Source organism: Massilia sp. CT11-137 (assembly GCF_047302885.1).
Classification (GTDB): domain Bacteria; phylum Pseudomonadota; class Gammaproteobacteria; order Burkholderiales; family Burkholderiaceae_D; genus Telluria; species Telluria orientalis.
On sequence record NZ_JBKYMP010000001.1, the window covers coordinates 3159629 to 3176755 of the forward strand.

The 17127-nt window shown below is 63.0% G+C and carries 19 protein-coding genes and 1 pseudogene; 13 read left to right on the forward strand and 7 right to left on the reverse strand.

All coding sequences use genetic code 11. From position 1 onward, the window contains the following. Positions 1–66: 66 nt before the first annotated feature. Positions 67–417, forward strand: coding sequence for a hypothetical protein (locus ACEN98_RS14340; RefSeq protein WP_413385359.1), 351 nt, complete (start codon positions 67–69; stop codon positions 415–417). Positions 418–460: 43 nt separating this feature from the next. Here the strand turns inward: ACEN98_RS14340 and ACEN98_RS14345 are convergent, their stop codons facing one another. Continuing rightward, the gene (locus ACEN98_RS14345) at positions 461–2635 is read right to left on the reverse strand and encodes a TonB-dependent receptor (protein ID WP_413385361.1); all 2175 of its coding nucleotides are present in this window, start codon (positions 2633–2635) and stop codon (positions 461–463) included. Between the two features lie 117 nt (positions 2636–2752). On the opposite strand from ACEN98_RS14345, the gene ACEN98_RS14350 reads away from it, so the two are divergent. The 6 genes and pseudogenes from ACEN98_RS14350 to ACEN98_RS14375 all read left to right on the forward strand — a co-directional run. Beyond that, complete coding sequence (locus tag ACEN98_RS14350; RefSeq protein WP_413385363.1) at positions 2753–3910, forward strand: PepSY-associated TM helix domain-containing protein; 1158 nt, start codon at positions 2753–2755, stop codon at positions 3908–3910. Beyond that, positions 3907–4110, forward strand: a complete 204-nt coding sequence (locus tag ACEN98_RS14355; RefSeq protein WP_413385365.1) for a hypothetical protein — start codon at positions 3907–3909, stop codon at positions 4108–4110. The genes ACEN98_RS14350 and ACEN98_RS14355 overlap by 4 nt, the downstream gene beginning before the upstream one ends. Before the next feature lie 216 nt (positions 4111–4326). After that, positions 4327–5013 (forward strand): signal peptidase I, encoded by a 687-nt coding sequence (lepB, locus tag ACEN98_RS14360; protein WP_413385367.1) that lies wholly within the window; start codon positions 4327–4329, stop codon positions 5011–5013. 164 nt (positions 5014–5177) lie between these two features. Further along, entirely contained in the window at positions 5178–6374 is a 1197-nt protein-coding gene (locus ACEN98_RS14365; protein ID WP_413385370.1) for a multidrug effflux MFS transporter, read from the forward strand. Between the two features lie 81 nt (positions 6375–6455). Beyond that, on the forward strand, positions 6456–7193 hold the full coding sequence (locus ACEN98_RS14370) for a hypothetical protein (protein ID WP_413385372.1): 738 nt from the start codon (positions 6456–6458) through the stop codon (positions 7191–7193). A gap of 172 nt (positions 7194–7365) precedes the next feature. Then, positions 7366–7497: pseudogene (locus ACEN98_RS14375) on the forward strand (DUF4440 domain-containing protein); the annotation flags it as partial. 6 nt (positions 7498–7503) lie between these two features. Here ACEN98_RS14375 and smpB read toward each other — a convergent pair. Beyond that, a complete protein-coding gene (gene smpB, locus ACEN98_RS14380) occupies positions 7504–7953 on the reverse strand; it encodes an SsrA-binding protein SmpB (RefSeq protein WP_056435493.1) in 450 nt (149 codons plus the stop codon). Positions 7954–8054: 101 nt separating this feature from the next. Between smpB and ACEN98_RS14385 the strand changes: the two genes are divergently transcribed. Both ACEN98_RS14385 and ACEN98_RS14390 read left to right on the forward strand, forming a co-directional pair. Further along, complete coding sequence (locus ACEN98_RS14385; RefSeq protein ID WP_413344034.1) at positions 8055–8486, forward strand: type II toxin-antitoxin system RatA family toxin; 432 nt, start codon at positions 8055–8057, stop codon at positions 8484–8486. Then, the gene (locus ACEN98_RS14390; RefSeq protein ID WP_413385374.1) at positions 8479–8778 is read left to right on the forward strand and encodes an RnfH family protein; all 300 of its coding nucleotides are present in this window, start codon (positions 8479–8481) and stop codon (positions 8776–8778) included. The genes ACEN98_RS14385 and ACEN98_RS14390 overlap by 8 nt, the downstream gene beginning before the upstream one ends. Before the next feature lie 72 nt (positions 8779–8850). Here the strand turns inward: ACEN98_RS14390 and ACEN98_RS14395 are convergent, their stop codons facing one another. Continuing rightward, positions 8851–9324 carry a DUF4124 domain-containing protein gene (locus ACEN98_RS14395; protein WP_413385376.1) on the reverse strand — a complete coding sequence of 158 codons (474 nt, stop codon included), beginning with the start codon at positions 9322–9324 and terminating at the stop codon, positions 8851–8853. A gap of 133 nt (positions 9325–9457) precedes the next feature. Here ACEN98_RS14395 and guaB point away from each other — a divergent pair, with 133 nt between their 5' ends. From guaB to ACEN98_RS14410, 3 genes are all read left to right on the forward strand, one after another. Continuing rightward, on the forward strand, positions 9458–10918 hold the full coding sequence (gene guaB / locus ACEN98_RS14400; protein ID WP_413385378.1) for an IMP dehydrogenase: 1461 nt from the start codon (positions 9458–9460) through the stop codon (positions 10916–10918). Positions 10919–11014: 96 nt separating this feature from the next. Beyond that, positions 11015–12625 (forward strand): glutamine-hydrolyzing GMP synthase, encoded by a 1611-nt coding sequence (gene guaA / locus ACEN98_RS14405; RefSeq protein ID WP_056135177.1) that lies wholly within the window; start codon positions 11015–11017, stop codon positions 12623–12625. 295 nt (positions 12626–12920) lie between these two features. Further along, a complete protein-coding gene (locus ACEN98_RS14410; RefSeq protein ID WP_413385380.1) occupies positions 12921–14117 on the forward strand; it encodes a tyrosine-type recombinase/integrase in 1197 nt (398 codons plus the stop codon). On the opposite strand, the gene ACEN98_RS14415 is transcribed toward ACEN98_RS14410, so the two are convergent. Then, positions 14110–14349 (reverse strand): helix-turn-helix transcriptional regulator, encoded by a 240-nt coding sequence (locus tag ACEN98_RS14415; protein ID WP_413385383.1) that lies wholly within the window; start codon positions 14347–14349, stop codon positions 14110–14112. The two genes, ACEN98_RS14410 and ACEN98_RS14415, sit on opposite strands and share 8 nt — an antisense overlap. 664 nt (positions 14350–15013) lie before the next feature. Between ACEN98_RS14415 and ACEN98_RS14420 the strand changes: the two genes are divergently transcribed. Next, a complete protein-coding gene (locus ACEN98_RS14420) occupies positions 15014–15340 on the forward strand; it encodes a hypothetical protein (RefSeq protein WP_413385386.1) in 327 nt (108 codons plus the stop codon). Between the two features lie 381 nt (positions 15341–15721). On the opposite strand, the gene ACEN98_RS14425 is transcribed toward ACEN98_RS14420, so the two are convergent. The 3 genes from ACEN98_RS14425 to ACEN98_RS14435 all read right to left on the reverse strand — a co-directional run bounded on the left by ACEN98_RS14425 (position 15722) and on the right by ACEN98_RS14435 (position 16996). Continuing rightward, positions 15722–15862 (reverse strand): helix-turn-helix transcriptional regulator, encoded by a 141-nt coding sequence (locus tag ACEN98_RS14425; RefSeq protein ID WP_413385389.1) that lies wholly within the window; start codon positions 15860–15862, stop codon positions 15722–15724. Between the two features lie 133 nt (positions 15863–15995). Continuing rightward, positions 15996–16556, reverse strand: coding sequence for an IS630 family transposase (locus ACEN98_RS14430; RefSeq protein WP_413385393.1), 561 nt, complete (start codon positions 16554–16556; stop codon positions 15996–15998). Continuing rightward, positions 16529–16996: a helix-turn-helix domain-containing protein gene (locus ACEN98_RS14435; protein ID WP_413385396.1), complete on the reverse strand. Its 468-nt coding sequence runs from the start codon at positions 16994–16996 to the stop codon at positions 16529–16531. The genes ACEN98_RS14430 and ACEN98_RS14435 overlap by 28 nt, the downstream gene beginning before the upstream one ends. Positions 16997–17127: the final 131 nt, after the last annotated feature.

Sequence of the window (17127 nt, forward strand, 5' to 3'; positions counted from 1 at the left end):
GATTCCGTAAGCTGTCCGACGTCATCAAATCGCGCTGACGGATTCGCCGCGGCGCAAGGAGCCGCGATGAGTCACCAGCGTGTCGTGTTGTGGATCATGGTCCTGATGGCCGGCACGGGCCTGCTCGATGCCGGCCATGCCGACGCGGCAGCGCAGCTGCACCTCGTCGTCGGCGTCGCCGTCAGCTACCTGGGTTTTTTATGGTACCGCGGCGACAGCGATGCGCGCGGGTTCCGCAGGTCGCGCTGGCTCAGCGTGGCGGTCGTGGCGCTCACGGTCGCCACGATTCCGTACTATCTCGTACGCAGCCGCGATGAAGCGGAGCGCGGGCGTGCCCTGGTGGCGTACGCCGCCTGCCTCGCGGCGGCGGCATTCGCCGTGTGGGTAGGCATGGCTATCCACATCGGCCTGACGTGATGACGCCGGCGATTGGTGGGCACGGGGTGCCCATGCGTGAACGTTAGAAGTCGACCGTCGCCGACACCGTGAACGTGCGCGGCGCGCCGAGCACCAGATAGCCGTAGCCCGGATAGCCGCCCGCCGACGCCCAGTAATTCCGCCCGAACGCATTGTCCACGCGCGCCCGCACGGTCACGTCGCGGTCGAGCACGCGCGTCGCATACGTGGCGCCGAGGTCGAGGCGCGTCCACGACGGCAACTGCTGCGTATTGGCCGCATCCGCGTACTGGTGCGACGTGGCGATGGCGCGCGCGTTCAGCGACAGGCCCGCCACCTGCGGCACGTCCCAGTCGGCGTCGAGATTCAGCTGCGTGCGGGGCACGCCGATCGCATCGTTGCCGTCGTTGACGCCGCCGGCCGTGCGGCGCTGTTCGGCGTCCAGCAGCGTGAGGCCGCCGAGCACGCGCAGGCCGTGCATCGGCAGGCCGAACACGGACAGTTCCAGGCCCTGGTTGCGCTGTTCGCCGAATACGCCGAACACGCCGTTCTCGATATGGCCCAGCGGCTGCGCCGTCGAGAACAGCGCGGCGCTCATGCCCAGCTTGCCGCTGTCGTACTTCACGCCCACTTCCTTCTGGCGCGACGTGTACGGTGCGAAGATCTGGCCCTGGTTGACGACGTTGACGCCCGATGCGGTCGGCCCCTGCTGCAGCGCCTCGATGTAGTTCGCGTAGATCGACACGTTTTTCACAGGCTTGTAGACGACGCCCGCGACCGGCGTGTTGGCGCTTTCGTCGTAGGCGCTGTTCTGCGCGCCCGTGTTGTAGTCGTAGCCGTAGGACTTGATGCGCTGGTGGCGCACGCCGGCCGTCACGCGCACGGTGTCGTCCAGGAACGACAGCGTGTCCGCCACCGCATAGCTGGACAGGATGCTCTTCGCCGTCAGCAGCGGATTCGCGAGCGAGCCGCCGGTGAAGGCATTGGCGCCAGGTGCCGCGACGTCGACGGGCCGGACCAGGTTCGAGCGCCAGCCGGCGAAGTCGCCGAACGCATAGGCATTGTCCGACTTCGATTCGAACGTGGACGCGGTGGCGCTGACCGTGTGTTTCACGGAGCCGGTCGCGAAGTCGCCGCGCACGCCGATCTCGCCCGTGCGCACATTGTCCTTGCGCTCGTTGTCGAAGCGCGTCATCACGGTGCCGCCGTCGTTGTCGGTCGTCGTCGGCGAGGAGATCACGTTCGATTCGCGGCCTTCGCGTGCGCCCAGTGCCGCCCACGCGACGACGTGCGGCGCGAGGTCGACTTCGCCCCGCAGGGTGCCGAACGTGTCGCGCTCGTTCGAATGTGTCCACGGCTGGGCGAAGTTGCTGTCGGCATCCGGTGCGGCCGGGATCGCGAGGCCGGAGCCCACGGTCACGCTGGGGCGGCCGTTGCGCAGCTGGTGGTCCTGGTAGCCGACGTCCGCCGACACGCGGTAGTGGTCGCCACGGTAGTCCAGGCCCACGGAAAACACGGACAACTCGCGCTGTTCGCGGTCGACCGCCGTGTCGCCGTCGCGGCGGACGGCGTTCACGCGGATGCCGGCGCGGTTGTCCGGGCCGAAGCGGCGCGCCACGTCGGCCGCGACGTAAGCCTGGCCGCCCGATTCGACGCCGGCCGTCACTTCGTTCAGGGGCGCGTTCGGCGCGCGCTTGGGCAGCAGGTTGATCATGCCGCCGATGCCGCCGCCGCCCGGCGCCGCGCCGTTGATGAAGCTGTTCGCGCCGCGCAGCACTTCCACGCGTTCCAGCAGCTCGCTGGCCACGAACTGGCGCGGCAGCAAACCGTATAAACCGTTATACGCGAGGTCGTCCGAGTTCACCGCGAAGCCGCGGATCACGTACAGCTCCTGGTAGTTGCCGAAGCCGCGCGCCACGCGCACCGACGGATCGTTCTGCACGACGTCCGCGACGCTCCTGGCCTGCTGGTCCTGGATCAGCGCGTGCGTGTAATTGGTGGCGTTGAACGGCGCGTCCATGATGTCCACGTTCCCCAGCAGGCCGAGACGCCCGCCGCGCGCCACCTGGCCACCGGCATAGGCGGACGGCAGGCCCTGCGCCGACGCGTCGGCGGACGCGGTGACCACGACGGTGGCGATGCCGTCGTCGGTGGTCTGGGCCGAGGCGGAGGCGGCGAGGAGGAGGGCGCCGAGGGCGATCGGCGTGAGGATGGTGCGGGGAAACGGTGCGGACTTCATGGTAACGTTGTTTGTTGAATGAGAATAATTCTCATTATACGGAGCGTTCTTGCGTTCGTAAATGAGAACTATTATTATTTGGCCTCAGCCGCAACAATCCCGCCCCGTTTCCCGCTCATGTCTCCCGCACACCTCCGCCGCTGGTCCTGGATCCATACCTGGAGCAGCCTCATTTGCACCGTCTTCATGCTGCTGCTGTGCCTGACGGGCCTGCCGCTGATCTATCACCACGAGATCGGCCACCTGCTCGGCAACGACATCGAGGCGCCGCAGTTGGCGGCGCCGCAGGCGCCGGCGCGCCTCGACCGCGTGATTGCCGCCGGCCAGGCGCGCTATCCCGACAAGGTCATGATGTACATGTCGCAGGAGCCGGACGAACCGTCGCTGTGGTTCCTGACGATGGGCGCCCACGCGAACGACCCGGATTTCAAGAGCATCGCCATCGATGCGCGCACCGCGCAATTCGTCGGCGAGCCGCCGATCGAGGGCGGCGGCGTGATGCAATTCCTCTTCCACCTGCACGTCGACCTGTTCGCAGGCGTGTGGGGCAAGCTGTTCCTCGGCTTCATGGGATTGCTGCTGCTCGTGGCCATCGTGTCCGGCGTCGTGCTGTACGCGCCGTTCATGCGCAAGCTGGAATTCGGCACGGTGCGCCAGGGCCGCACGGCGCGCCTGAAATGGCTCGACCTGCACAACCTGCTGGGCATCGTCACGCTTGCGTGGGCGCTCGTCGTGGGCGCGACGGGTGTCGTGAACACGCTGGCCGACGTGCTGCTGAAGGTGTGGCAAGTGACGGAGATCGCCGAGATGACGAAGCCTTACGCGGGCCAGGCCGCGCCCGTGACGCTCGCGTCGATGGAGGTGACGGTGCGCCATGCGGAAGCGGCGGCGCCCGGCATGCGCGTCGGCTTCATCGCGTTCCCCGGCACGCCGTTCGCGACCCCGCACCACTACGGCGTGTACATGCATGGCGACGCGGCGCTGACGTCGCGCCTGTACCAGCCGGTGCTGGTCGACGCGCAGACGGCCGCCGTGACGGACCGCCGGGAGCTGCCGTGGTACCTCAAGACCCTGCTGCTGTCGCAGCCGCTGCACTTCGGCGACTACGGCGGCGCCGGCATGAAACTCGTGTGGGCGCTGCTGGACGTGGCGACGATCGTCGTGCTGGGCAGCGGCCTGTACCTGTGGCTGCGGCGCGGGCGCGCGGCGGCGCGGACCGCACGCGCGCAGGCGGACGCCGTGCCCGCGCTCGCACGTGAAGGAGAGGTGCGATGACGGCGCCGTTGCGCCGCGTGTGGGGCATGCCGCTGCTGCTGGGCGCGGCGACCGTGTTCGGCCTCGTCGCGGGGCTGCTGGCAGACGGTGTGTGGGATGTGATCGCCGCGGCCGCGCTGGCGCTGCCCGTGCTGGTCGGGGCCTGGTACGCGCTCAGGCCCGCGCTCAGGCCCGCGCGACCTGTCGATCCGGCGAGGTGACGGCCGCGCCGGCCCGTGCGACCATCGCCATTCCGATTCGACGGGGAGGTGGCAGATGGCGGGTTCGATTCCACGGCTGGCGAGGCGTGGCGCTTCTTCCGCACGAAATCCAGGTGACGCGGCGCGCATGCATACGGGCGGCTTAATTCTCGGTTAAGGCAAGCCGCGTATAACATCGGCAGAGCGACAAGAACATTCCACGAGCGGGAGACCTGAATGAAGAACTGGGCGCGCAACAACAAAGGCTTTCTGGCGTTTCTCGTCCTGTTCGGCGTGTTCCGCACGGCGGTCGCGGACTGGAATCCGATCCCGTCCGCGTCGATGCATCCGAACCTGCTGGAAGGCGACGTCGTGCTCGTGAACCGCCTCGCGTTCGACCTCAAGGTGCCGCTCACGAACGTCGTGCTCGCGCACCTGGGCGAGCCGCAGCGCGGCGACATCGTCACGTTCCGCTCCCCGCGCGACAACACCCTCTTGATCAAGCGCGTCGTCGCGCTGCCGGGCGACGTCGTCGAGATGCGCAACGAACGTTTGTACATCAACGGGAAGGGTGCCGACTACCGCGTCGTCGAACACTCGCTCGATTCCGTCGGCGGCACCGCGATGCGCGCGCTGCAGCTGGCCGAGACGTGGGGCGACAAGCCCGCGCGCGGGCCGCGCCACATCCAGATCATGCCGGACGTGCTGGCGCCGCGCACCTTCGGCCCGGTCACGGTGCCGCAGGGCGAATACCTGATGCTGGGCGATAACCGCGACAACAGCGCCGACTCGCGCGTGATCGGCCTCGTGCCGCGCAAGCTGCTCGTGGGCCGCGCCGAACGCGTGCTCGTCTCCGCCGACTACCAGGGCAACTGGATGCCGCGCACGGAGCGTTTCGGCATGTCGCTGTACCATCCCGACTGATCGCGTGCGCGCAGGCGGCACTGGCTGCGCCTGCGTGCCCTCGGTGTTCCGGCGCGCCGCCTTATGAACGGCGGCGCGCTGCACGGTTGATCCAAATCCCGCTACAATTTCGTCCTTCGGACGCTCGCATCCTGCAGAGCCGATGTTTTATTCAAGGCATGCATATGCAAAGACTCCTCACCGTCATCCTCGCCTGCCTCGGCATGGTCGGCGCGCTCGCCATCGACACCTATCTGCCGTCGATTCCCGCCATCGGCCGGGCATTCGACGTCGGCCCCGTGGCCGTGCAGCAGACGCTGTCGGTCTTCCTCTTCATGTTCGCGTTCATGATGCTGTTCTACGGGACGCTGTCCGATTCGTTCGGCCGCCGTCCCGTGATCATGGTCGCGCTGACGGTCTACACGCTGGCCTCGGCCGGCGCCGCGCTCGCGCCCACGTTCGGCTGGCTGCTGCTGTTCCGCGCGCTGCAGGGCATGTCGGCGGGGGCCGGCTCCGTCATCGGCCAGGCCATCGTGCAGGACCGCTTCACGGGCGCGGACGCCCAGCGCATCATGTCGCACATCATGATGGTGTTCGGCCTCGCGCCCGCGATCGCGCCGGTGCTGGGCGGCTGGCTGCACGTGACGTTCGGCTGGCGCGCGACGTTCGTGTTCCTTGCGCTGTTCGGCACCGTGATGCTGCTCGCGACCTGGAAGCTGCTGCCGGAAAGCCTGCCGCGCGAGAAGCGCCACGCGTTCCACGGCGTGGCCATCGCGCGCAACTACCTGAAGGTGCTGGGGCATCCGCAATTCGTGCTGCTGTCGCTGTCCGTGGGCCTCGCGTTCGGCGGGCTGTCGCTGTACATCGGCTCCGCCGCGAACTTCGTGATGGAGATCCTGAACCTGCCCGAGACGGCGTTCGCGTGGATGTTCATCCCGCTGATCAGCGGCATGGTGATCGGCTCCGCGTGGGGCGGCAAGCGCGCCGCGCGCATCCCGGCGCCGCGCATGCGCGCCATTGGCTTCGGCACGATGCTCCTCGCGTGCGTGCTGAACGTCGGCTACACGGCGGCCGCCGGCGACGCGGTGACGATCCCGTGGGCCGTGCTGCCGCTGATGGTCTACACGTTCGGCCTCGCCGTCGCGATGCCCGCGATCCAGGTGAGCGCGCTGGGCCTGTTCCCCGACAACCGCGGCCTCGCGTCGTCGATGCTGGCGTTCATCCAGATGATGTCGTTCGCACTCGTCTCCGGCCTCGTCGCGCCGCTGCTGTTCGACAGCGCCTTCAAGCTTGCGTGCGGCGTGGCGGTGGGGCTGGTGGCCAGCTTCTGCGCGTGCCAGCTGGGCAATGCGATGGCGCGGGAGCGGGTGGCGGCGGCCTGACGAACCTTACGAATCCGTAAGTGGTCAGGCGGGATCATCCCGGCAATAATTCCTCATTCACTTCCGTGGAATGGGGAAACGATGCATCGAACGATACTGGCGGGGCTGGTTGCGGCGGCGTTGTTGAGCGCTTGCGGGGGCGGAGGAAGTAGCGGCGGCGCCCCGGCGCAGGCGGCGGCAACGGTCACTTACCGTTTCGTGCCGCCGAAAGCGGGCGCGCATCTCGTCTATGCCGACCAGCAGGCCGACACCCTGAACAACACGTTACACCGCACGGCGGACGACGACGTCACGGCGGTCAATGCCGATGGCACGTTCGCCGTGCACGAAGAAGATCCCTCGCACAACCGCGTCGTGTCCGGCGCGGTCGACCAGACCCTGTACCCGACGGACTTCCAGTACGACGCGGCCGGGCAGGTGGCCGCGATGACGATCGATAAGGGCACGGCCGTCACGCACTGCACGTACCAGGGCAGCCAGGGGGCACCGGCAACGCTGGCCGTCGGCGCCGGCTGGGCCACGCAATACACCGAGACCTGCAACGGCGGTGCCGGCGTGACTTACACGCAGAACGGCACGCTGTCCGGCATCGAGACGATCACGATCGCCGCGGGCACGTTCAGCGCCTACAAGTTCGTCTCGACGACGACCTGGACCGTCAACGGCATCACGCGGACGGAAAGCGCCACGCGCTGGCGCGATGCGTCCGGCGGCGACACGCGCACCCTCAAGATGGTGCGGGCGATCGCCTACAGCGGCGGTACGCCGGCCGCGGGCTCGCTGGTGACGGGATCGCGGGAATTGCAGAGTTATCGGTAAAGCCCTGCGCGGGGCGCGGAACGGATCGGCCTCGGTGCTGTCCAACGGCTGTCATGAACCGGCATGGTCGCCGAAAGGAGCATCCAATGCGTGTCTCCGGACGCCAGGCGCTTGCGTCCAGGGTCTTGGGCCTGGGCATCCCACCCGCGATCTGTTGCATGCTGGCGGGCTGCGCTTCGTCGACATCGCCTGCGTCACGGCGGTGGACGCCGGCCTGTACACGTTCACGTATCGGTGGGAAGGCGGGAAATGGCTGATCACGAGCCACCATTCGTCGGCCATGCCGGAGCCACAGCCGCACTGATCGGCATCAGCGGCGATGCTGCTTCATCGCCTTGTCGACCTCGCGCTTGGCGTCGCGGTCTCTCTCGGTATCGCGCTTGTCGTGCTGTTTCTTGCCCTTGGCGAGGCCGACTTCGCATTTCACGCGGCCCCCCTTGAAGTGCAGGTTGAGAGGGACGAGCGTGTAGCCGGAGCGCTCGACCTTGCCGACCAGTTTGTCGATCTCGGCCTTGTGCAGCAGCAGCTTGCGCGTGCGCAGGGCTTCCGGATGGCTCCAGGCGGAGGCGGTCGTGAGGGCGCTGATGTGCGCGCCGAACAGGTACAGTTCGCCGTTGCGCACGACGACGTACGCTTCCTTGATCTGCACGCGGCCGTCGCGGATCGCCTTCACTTCCCACCCTTCCAGCACGAGGCCGGCCTCGTAGCGGTCCTCGATGAAGTAGTCAAAAAAGGCTTTTTTATTGTCAATAATACTCATGAAATCGCTAATTTCCGCGCGTCGGTTAAACTACCGTCGTCGCGCTTCTGAAATGCCGAGCGCGACGCAACGTAACCAACATCATAACAAACGGTTGACCAATGGCAGTAGTGCACAAATCAGTTTTCCTCGGGTACAGCGCGGAACAGATGTTCGATCTGGTCGCGAAAGTCGAGGACTATCCGAAATTCCTTCCCTGGTGCAGCGGCGTCAAAGTGCTCGAACGCAGCGATGAGAAGCTGGTGGCCTGCCTGCAAATCAACTTCCACGGGGTCAAGCAGAGCTTCACCACATCGAATCACAACCAGCGTCCGGGCCAGATGAAGATGCACCTCGTCGACGGCCCTTTCAAGATGCTGGAGGCCACGTGGAACTTCAAGTCCCTGCGCGCCGACGCCTGCAAGATCGACTTCGACATGCAGTACGAGTTCTCGAGCATTATCCTCGAGCAGCTCGTCGGACCCGTGTTCGGCATGATCGCCAACACGATGGTCGATTCGTTCTGCAAGCGTGCCGAGGTGATCTATGGCTGAGCAGGCGGGATTGCAAGTCTACGTCATGTACGCGTTGCCGCAGAACGAGTTCATCCGGCCGCTGCGTGTCGCACCCGGCACGACGGTCGGGCAGGCGATCGAGCAGAGCGGCGTGCTGGCCGCGTTCCCGGACATCAATCTCGTGACCCAGCCGGTAGGCATCTACGGCAAGAAAAAGACGCTGGAGACCGCGCTGCGCGACCGCGACCGCGTGGAAATCTATCGCCCGCTCGTGGCCGACCCGAAGGATTCGCGGCGCAAGCGCGCGGCCAAAAAGCAGACCGCCGCGTAGGGTGGGCACCCCTGTGCCCACGCGCAACGCCAACACACCGCATACGTCACGCGTGGGCACGTGGTGCCCACCCTACCGGGACGGACAGTCCGCCAGCACGCGCCGGGCCTGAACCAGCCGGCGCGCCTTTTCTTCGTCCGTCACGAAGACGCGCTCGCCCTTGTCATCCATCTCCGCGATGCGCACGCCCGACGTCAGCACGGCCTCGCTGCGGCGGGCCGCGGCGCATTGCGCGGCGCCGTCGGTCTTGCGCTGCGCGTCCTCCGTGGCCTTGCGTTCGTCCGCATCGCGCTCGGCCGCGCGCTTGCGGAAGTCGGCGTCGCGGTCGGCCAGGGTGGGGGCCGCGGGCCTGGTGGCCTCGGCCGGCGTGGCCTCGGTCGACGCCGCGCCGCGCGGCGTTTTCAGGATGCGCGACGGCGGCGTGCCGGGCGGCGGCGGGCGGTCCGAAAACACGCGGGTGCCGTGGTCGTCGATCCAGGAGTACTGGGCGAGGGCGGGCGCGGACACGGCGACGGCCGCCAGCAGCAGGAGAGAGTAACGGTTCATGGTCCGATTTCGCCATGCCGGACGGCCACTGTCAATCGCCGCCCATGGGTGATTTCAGTCGTTTTTTGCCAAGCTTGCGACGTTTTCCTGGAGTTTCTGTATAATTCGCTTTTGCGCCTATAGGAAATAAACTATGCGTCTCCTCCAGAAAGCACTCACGTTCGATGACGTGCTGCTCGTCCCGGCCTACTCCAACGTCCTCCCGGCCAACACGTCACTGCGCACCAAGCTGACCCGGAATATCTCGCTGAACATTCCGCTGCTGTCCGCCGCCATGGACACCGTGACCGAAGCCCGCCTCGCGATCGCGATGGCCCAGGAAGGTGGTATCGGCATCATCCACAAGAACCTCCGTCCGGCCGACCAGGCGCGCGAAGTGGCGCGCGTGAAGCGTTTCGAAGCCGGCGTGCTGCGCGATCCGATCACGATTCCGCCGACGATGAAGATCCGCGAAGTCCTGGCCCTGGCCCAGCAGCATGGCATCAGCGGGTTCCCGGTGGTGGAGGGCAAGCAGGTGGTGGGCATCATCACCAACCGTGACCTGCGTTTCGAAGAGGACCTGGACGCCGAGGCGCGCGCCAAGATGACCCCGCGCGACAAGCTCGTGTACGTCAAGGAAGACGCCGGTACGGAAGAGGCCAAGCGCCTGATGAACAAGTTCCGCCTGGAGCGCGTGCTGGTCGTCAACGACGAGTTCGAACTGCGCGGCCTCATCACCGTCAAGGACATCCTGAAGTCGCACGAACACCCGAACGCGTCGAAGGATGCGCAGGGCAAGCTGATCGTCGGCGCGGCCGTCGGCGTGGGCGACAAGGACAAGGAACGCGTGGACCTGCTGGTGAAAGCCGGCGTCGACGTGCTGGTGGTCGACACGGCGCACGGCCACTCGCAAGGCATCCTCGACCGCGTGAAATGGATCAAGACGACGTACCCGCACGTGGACGTCATCGGCGGCAACATCGCGACGGCCGCCGCCGCACGCGCGCTGGTGGAAGCGGGCGCCGACGCAGTGAAAGTCGGCATCGGCCCGGGCTCCATCTGTACGACGCGTATCGTGGCCGGCGTGGGCGTGCCGCAGATCACCGCGATCTCGAACGTGTCCGAAGCGCTGGCCGGCACAGGCGTCCCATGCATCGCCGACGGCGGCATCCGCTACTCGGGCGACATCTCGAAGGCGCTGGCCGCCGGCGCGCACACCGTCATGATGGGTTCGATGTTCGCCGGCACGGAAGAAGCGCCGGGCGAAGTGATCCTGTACCAGGGCCGCAGCTACAAGGGCTACCGCGGCATGGGTTCGCTGGGCGCGATGGCCGAAGGTTCCGCCGACCGCTACTTCCAGGAAGCGTCGAGCAAGGCCGACAAGTTCGTCCCGGAAGGCATCGAAGGCCGCGTCGCCTACAAGGGCAGCGTGCTGGCGATCATTTATCAGCTGGTCGGTGGCGTGCGCCAGTCGATGGGCTACTGCGGTTGCGCGACGATCGAAGAACTGCGCGAGAAGGCGGAGTTCGTCGAGATTACGTCGGCCGGCATGCGTGAATCGCACGTGCACGACGTGCAGATCACCAAAGAAGCGCCGAACTACCGCACCGAATAAACGCGCTGCGGCCTGGTGGGCACGGGGTGCCCACCCTACCAATACCGTCCGACGTAGGGTGGGCACCCCGTGCCCACCATTCACATCACCATATACATGCACTCCAAGATCCTCATCCTCGACTTCGGTTCCCAGGTTACCCAACTGATCGCCCGCCGCGTGCGCGACGCCGGCGTGTTCTCCGAGGTCTATCCCTACGACATCGGCGACGATTTCGTCCGCAACTACGGCGCCTCCGGCGTGATCCTGTCCGGCAGCCACAACTCCACGCTGGAAGGCGATTCGCCGCGCGCGCCGCAGGCTGTGTTCGAACTGGGCGTGCCCGTGCTGGGCATCTGCTACGGCATGCAGACGATGGCCGCGCAACTGGGCGGCAAGGTCGAGAACGGTAAAGTCCGCGAATTCGGCTACGCCGAGGTGCGCGCCCGCGGCCATACGAAGCTGCTGAACGGCATCAACGACTTCGTCACGGACGAGGGCCACGGCATGCTGAAGGTGTGGATGAGCCACGGCGACAAGGTCCTCGACATGCCGCAGGGCTTCAAGCTGATGGGCTCGACGCCGAGCTGCCCGATCGCCGCGATGGCCGACGAAGAGCGCGGCTTCTACGCGCTGCAATTCCACCCGGAAGTGACGCACACGACACAGGGCGAAGCCATCATCGGCCGCTTCGTGCACGAGATCTGCGGCTGCAAGAGCGACTGGAACATGCCGGACTACATCAGCGAGGCCGTCGAAAAGATCCGCGCGCAAGTCGGCAGCGATGAAGTGATCCTCGGCCTGTCGGGCGGCGTCGATTCGAGCGTGGCCGCCGCGCTGATCCACCGCGCCATCGGCGATCAGCTGACCTGCGTCTTCGTCGACCACGGCCTGCTCCGCAAGGACGAAGGCAAGATGGTCATGGACATGTTTTCGAAGAACCTCGGCGTGAAGGTGCTGCGCATCGACGCGTCCGACCAGTTCATGGGCCACCTGGCCGGCGTCAACGACCCGGAGCAGAAGCGCAAGATCATCGGCCGCGAATTCGTCGAAGTGTTCCAGGAGCAGGCCAAGCAGCTGACGGCGGCCCGCTGGCTCGCGCAAGGCACGATCTACCCGGACGTGATCGAATCGGCCGGCAAGGGCAAGAAGGGTCAGACGATCAAGAGCCACCACAACGTGGGCGGCCTGCCGGAAACGCTGAACCTGAAGCTGCTGGAACCGCTGCGCGAATTGTTCAAGGACGAAGTGCGCAAGCTGGGCGTCGCCCTGGGCCTGCCGCACGACATGGTCTACCGCCACCCGTTCCCCGGCCCGGGCCTGGGCGTGCGCATCCTCGGCGAGGTGAAGCGCGAGTACGCCGACCTGCTGCGCGAAGCGGACGCGATCTTCATCGAAGAACTGCGCAAGACGCCATTCGAAGTGCCGCACGTGCCGGGCATCGACGCGGGCAAGGCGCCGACCAACTGGTACGAAGCGACGTCGCAGGCATTCGCCGTGTTCCTGCCGGTGAAGTCCGTCGGCGTGATGGGCGATGGCCGTACCTATGAATACGTCGTCGCGCTGCGTGCGGTGCAGACGCTGGACTTCATGACGGCGCAGTGGGCGCACCTGCCGCATGAGTTGATGGGCAAGGTCTCCAACCGGATCATCAACGAAGTGCGCGGGATTAACCGTGTCGTGTATGACATTTCGGGGAAACCGCCGGCGACGATCGAGTGGGAATGATTCCCAGCCCGGCAGTAGCTGGCGCCCTCAGGCAACTCAACTGACCCAAGCCCCTGATTTCAGGGGCTTTTTTCTTGCCGGAACCAGCAGAGTTTGGCATTTTCTGGCAAAACGAAGCAGCAAAGTTTGATGGTATCGACAATGGTGCAGCTTCGGACCAGTACCATAAGGGCATGCTCATACCATGTTGCTGCTGCTCATTCAAACATGGTATCAGTTCTAGGTAAGTCTTTGAATCTAAACGAGGAAAAGGCAAAAGTGCCCACGTTCTCGGTCATGGTACGGAGAGTTTCCAATGCTGACAGACACCATGCTGCGAAACCTGAAACCGAAGGAGAAGGGATACAAGGTGTCCGACCGGGACGGCCTCTATGTGTACGTCCTGACGTCCGGTACCATTTCGTTCCGCTACAACTACGCGATCAATGGCAGGCAGGAGACGCTGGTGATTGGCCGTTACGGCCCCGGCGGGTTGAAGCTGAGCGAAGCGCGCGAACTGCTGCTCGAGGCTAAAAAAACAATTGCGGCTGGCAGGTCACCTGCTCGCCAGAAGGCGACAGTGACAGCCCGCCGACGCGAAGAGAACACGTTTGGCGAGTGGGCCGAGGAATGGCTGGAACGATACATGATGGCGGAGTCAACGCGCGACATGCGCCGCTCGGTGTATGAGCGTGACCTGAAGCGCCCGTTCGGAAAACTCAAACTTGACGAGGTCACGTCGGACGAGTTGCGCCGCTTATGTGATCGCATCGTGGACCGGGGCGCGCCGGCAACTGCGGTCCACGCACGCGAGGTGGTGATGCTCGTGTACCGGTATGCGAAGGATCGCGGGCAGAAAGTTGCCAACCCGGCCGACGAAGTGCGGCCCAGTTCGATCGCCCGGTTTCAGCCGCGCGACCGCGCTTTGAGCGCGGAGGAGGTAGGGCTCGTGTTTCGCTACCTGGAAAAGGTAGCCGCAAGTCCTACACTTCGCCTCGGGGTAAAGCTGCTGTTGCTGACGATGCTGCGGAAGTCGGAAATGGCGGAGGGTGAGTGGTCCGAGGTAAATTTTTCGGACCGTGTCTGGACGATTCCGGCTGTACGCATGAAGCGCCGTAACCCCCATAACGTCTATCTGTCGGAGCAAGCACTCGATATCCTCGTCGCGCTGAAGACATGTGCGGGCGGTTCCCCGTATATTTTCCCTTCGCGATATGACGGGGACCGGCCAATCAGCAAGGCAACGCTGAACCGGATAACCATGGCCGTCATTGAGGAAGCACGTGCCGACGGAGTCCTACTTTCAAATTTCACGCCACATGACTTTCGACGTACCGCGTCTACGGTCCTGCATGAAGCCGGCTTTCAGTCTGACTGGATTGAGAAATGCTTGGCCCACGAACAGCGAGGTGTGCGCGCGGTGTACAACAAGGCCGAGTATGCGGAGCAGCGTCGGCATATGATGCAGGCGTGGGCCAATATGGTCGAGCAATGGTGTACCAGTATTACCTAGTACCGGGCGCCGGCTGCTGGACGCCGGCGGTCTGATGACGCGCGATCCAGTCATCAACCTCCATTAGATCCCAGGCAACCAGCCGAGGGGTAACCGAAAACCGCTTCGGGAAATCGCCACGTTTTTCCATGTTAAGAATGGTTCGTTCGCAGAGAGGAACCTTCTTGAGTAGTTGCTTCCGATTGATCAGGACGCGACCTAGCGCACGTGCATTGGTATCGACGACTTTCATCTGTTCTCTCCTTTTTACTCGAAGAAATTCTACTACCTAGCTGGTTTCGATATGTCGAACAGATTCAGTATCGTCGCCGTGGTGGGAACTAGGAAGGCAAACGCGTTCGTTATTACGGATGCATCAATGCTTCAGCTGATTGACGTGAAGCCGTGAGTGCTGCAGACGGGAACGACTATCTCACGAGGTAGAGTGCCCGAGCCCACGCGGCGAATCGTGATGCACGCCCGACTGTGGGACGAAACTTTAGCGGCTAAATCGACGTTATCTCGGACGAGCCGTATCGTATGCACAGTCGCTTGGAAGCGATTTAACTTGAAACACACAAATATCGGTAGCGCCAGCTCGAATCGCAGCATCCGTGGGACTCAGTAGAAGTTCCACCAGCTCCAAGATGCGAAAGAATGCCGTCGAAACACGATTTTTTCGTCTGTTCCAAAGGGATGATCGTGGCAAACGGCGCATCTCTGCATGTTAAGACTATGGTCGACTAGTAAATCTTAGGTAGCGCGCTTGATTTTGCCATGATCCTCGAAGTATGAAAATCAGTATGCAAAAAGGATTATTTCAGCAAATCTCAAGTGTCTTGAAAAATAGATAAGATTCATGTTAGTCTTAGTTGCCTGCTGAACACAGCAGTCATGGCGATCAAAAGGAGAAATAAATGGCTGATAAAAGCAATGACCAATGGAAAGCGTGGATTAATGTAATGCCTGGTAGTGCACACACGCTACACGTCGTAGGGACGGTTGATGTAGGGAATGAACACGACGGTTTAACGATTGAGTTTGATAGCGAGGAAAAGTCTAACCCACCGATCCTTGTGCTGAAAATAGCTTCTGTAGAAATATTTATTCCACGTCAACCAGGTGATACGAAGGTAACGCTGCACTATCAAAAAGCCGCAACAGTTGGTCAGTACGCAGGAGTCGCTGTGATATATCCCGACGGCAGTCAGAGGGAAATTGGTTTTATCGGGATCGCCAATTAAATCAAGCCTCAGCGCTCGACATTAAGCGCGACGCGACCCATCCAATTACGCCCAAGCGATGGCTGGTCCAAGACGTGCAGAACAAGCAATATTATTACCAGCCGTCGCGTATCCAATATCGTTATTATCCTGTGAAGCAGAATCCTGCTGATTGAAGAACCCGGATCAATAGCGCTGAGCAATGCATGAATGGAGCAGCTCATGTGGAGGGTAATATGAACACGCACATTTGCTACACCCATAGAAAGCGGCGTTCAGTTGAGACACAGCTTACGCCTTTCTTCAATCTTATCTTAGTCTCCCAAGCAACCTTTACGCTCAATGTCCCCGGTATGCAATCCGTAGCTGATCTCGCCGACCGAGTAGTCCTAACACATTCCTCTAACCATTATAATATTCACTCATGATCCAGGCAGATGATCGACCCTGAAGTTTGATTGGGGTGCAGGGAACTATCCCCTTCTTGATCGCTCCGTAGACGCTACTCCGAGATTTATCGCAAATCGCGAGAACTTTTTTCAAACGCAGAAAAATTTCGAACCGGATCCTTGTATCGTCGTGATGTCGTGTACCGGAAAGTGAAAAACGTCGGCTATATCAAGTCGGATAAACGTCTGGCGGCCTTGCGGTGGAGTGGAACGAAGTCACTAAGTAGTCATGCAAAATTTATCGTGAACTTGCTGCCGAAGCCTCTCATCAAGGATTGAATCTCGTCGAGCAAATCGGCGCCGTTCCTGGCAACGAAGCGGCGCCAGAAGTGCTTGGCATGCTTCCACAAGATTTCGATTCGATTGAGTTCCGGGCTGTAGGGAGGCAAATAGTACAGATACAGCCCGTGTTTGGCCCACTGGCGCCGCTTCTTCTCCATCAGGTCACCCTTATGAATACCGGCATTGTCGTTCAAGACAATGCGTGGAACCGAGTGAGACTGGAGCGCAATCTGATCGAAGAATGCGATCACATCGTCGCGTGTCGTCGGCCGCTGCTGAGTGCTCCAGGTCAGTTGGCCGTCATGACGCAAGGCTCCAAGCACATTCACGCGCTGTCGGTGCGCGAGTGGTTCGACGGCCCGGGTCTCGCCGATCCTGCCCCAGCCGTACTGCACGGGAGGATTTGGACTGAAGCCTGATTCGTCGAAGTACAGCAACTCGCAGCGTTGTTCATGGTCGAGCGTGGCCAGTGCGTTAATCACTTTTCTGGCGTGCTCGAACGCCACTTGATTTCGCTTTTTTTTAGACCGTACCGATAGCGCTTGTACGTGAAATTCATCTCCTTGAGATACCGTTTGGCTGTGCTTTCGCTGATCGGCGCATGGCCCTGGCATTGCTCGATCTGGCGCAGCAGTGCGACCACGCTCCCTCCCACGGAATGCGCTAACTCGCCAAGAGCCTGCTGTTGCTGGGGCGTCCACTTCCTCGGTCGACCGGTATGACGTCCCTCGTACAATCCGGCCAAGCCAAGCTTGTTCCAGCGTTGCCACCACTGCTCGACGCTGTTCAGGTGCACCCCGAACTCATCCGCCGTTTTCTGCAGCGTCAATCCCTGGCTCAACCGCAAAATTCCTTGTGCGCGCATCCGTGTCCGCGGATGTGGGTGGAACACGCCCATCTCACGCAGCGTACGCCGCTCGTCTTCGGACAACTTCAAGTGCTTCATCGCCCAATCCCTGCTGCCTGATCAATTTAGCTTTGACAGCAAAAATTGGGCGACTACTTAGTTGTTGTGATCAGGTGCTGCATATCCGAGTAGTAGTTCTGCGGTACACTAAAAAGTCAAACAATCCTGTG

What these genes read in the sequence shown, in the direction of transcription:
- ACEN98_RS14340 (WP_413385359.1), top strand. Translation starts at nt 67, where the DNA reads ATGAGTCACCAGCGTGTCGTGTTGTGGATCATGGTCCTGATGGCCGGC.
- ACEN98_RS14345 (WP_413385361.1), bottom strand. Translation starts at nt 2,635, where the DNA reads ATGAAGTCCGCACCGTTTCCCCGCACCATCCTCACGCCGATCGCCCTC.
- ACEN98_RS14350 (WP_413385363.1), top strand. Translation starts at nt 2,753, where the DNA reads ATGTCTCCCGCACACCTCCGCCGCTGGTCCTGGATCCATACCTGGAGC.
- ACEN98_RS14355 (WP_413385365.1), top strand. Translation starts at nt 3,907, where the DNA reads ATGACGGCGCCGTTGCGCCGCGTGTGGGGCATGCCGCTGCTGCTGGGC.
- lepB (WP_413385367.1), top strand. Translation starts at nt 4,327, where the DNA reads ATGAAGAACTGGGCGCGCAACAACAAAGGCTTTCTGGCGTTTCTCGTC.
- ACEN98_RS14365 (WP_413385370.1), top strand. Translation starts at nt 5,178, where the DNA reads ATGCAAAGACTCCTCACCGTCATCCTCGCCTGCCTCGGCATGGTCGGC.
- ACEN98_RS14370 (WP_413385372.1), top strand. Translation starts at nt 6,456, where the DNA reads ATGCATCGAACGATACTGGCGGGGCTGGTTGCGGCGGCGTTGTTGAGC.
- smpB (WP_056435493.1), bottom strand. Translation starts at nt 7,953, where the DNA reads ATGAGTATTATTGACAATAAAAAAGCCTTTTTTGACTACTTCATCGAG.
- ACEN98_RS14385 (WP_413344034.1), top strand. Translation starts at nt 8,055, where the DNA reads ATGGCAGTAGTGCACAAATCAGTTTTCCTCGGGTACAGCGCGGAACAG.
- ACEN98_RS14390 (WP_413385374.1), top strand. Translation starts at nt 8,479, where the DNA reads ATGGCTGAGCAGGCGGGATTGCAAGTCTACGTCATGTACGCGTTGCCG.
- ACEN98_RS14395 (WP_413385376.1), bottom strand. Translation starts at nt 9,324, where the DNA reads ATGAACCGTTACTCTCTCCTGCTGCTGGCGGCCGTCGCCGTGTCCGCG.
- guaB (WP_413385378.1), top strand. Translation starts at nt 9,458, where the DNA reads ATGCGTCTCCTCCAGAAAGCACTCACGTTCGATGACGTGCTGCTCGTC.
- guaA (WP_056135177.1), top strand. Translation starts at nt 11,015, where the DNA reads ATGCACTCCAAGATCCTCATCCTCGACTTCGGTTCCCAGGTTACCCAA.
- ACEN98_RS14410 (WP_413385380.1), top strand. Translation starts at nt 12,921, where the DNA reads ATGCTGACAGACACCATGCTGCGAAACCTGAAACCGAAGGAGAAGGGA.
- ACEN98_RS14415 (WP_413385383.1), bottom strand. Translation starts at nt 14,349, where the DNA reads ATGAAAGTCGTCGATACCAATGCACGTGCGCTAGGTCGCGTCCTGATC.
- ACEN98_RS14420 (WP_413385386.1), top strand. Translation starts at nt 15,014, where the DNA reads ATGGCTGATAAAAGCAATGACCAATGGAAAGCGTGGATTAATGTAATG.
- ACEN98_RS14435 (WP_413385396.1), bottom strand. Translation starts at nt 16,996, where the DNA reads ATGAAGCACTTGAAGTTGTCCGAAGACGAGCGGCGTACGCTGCGTGAG.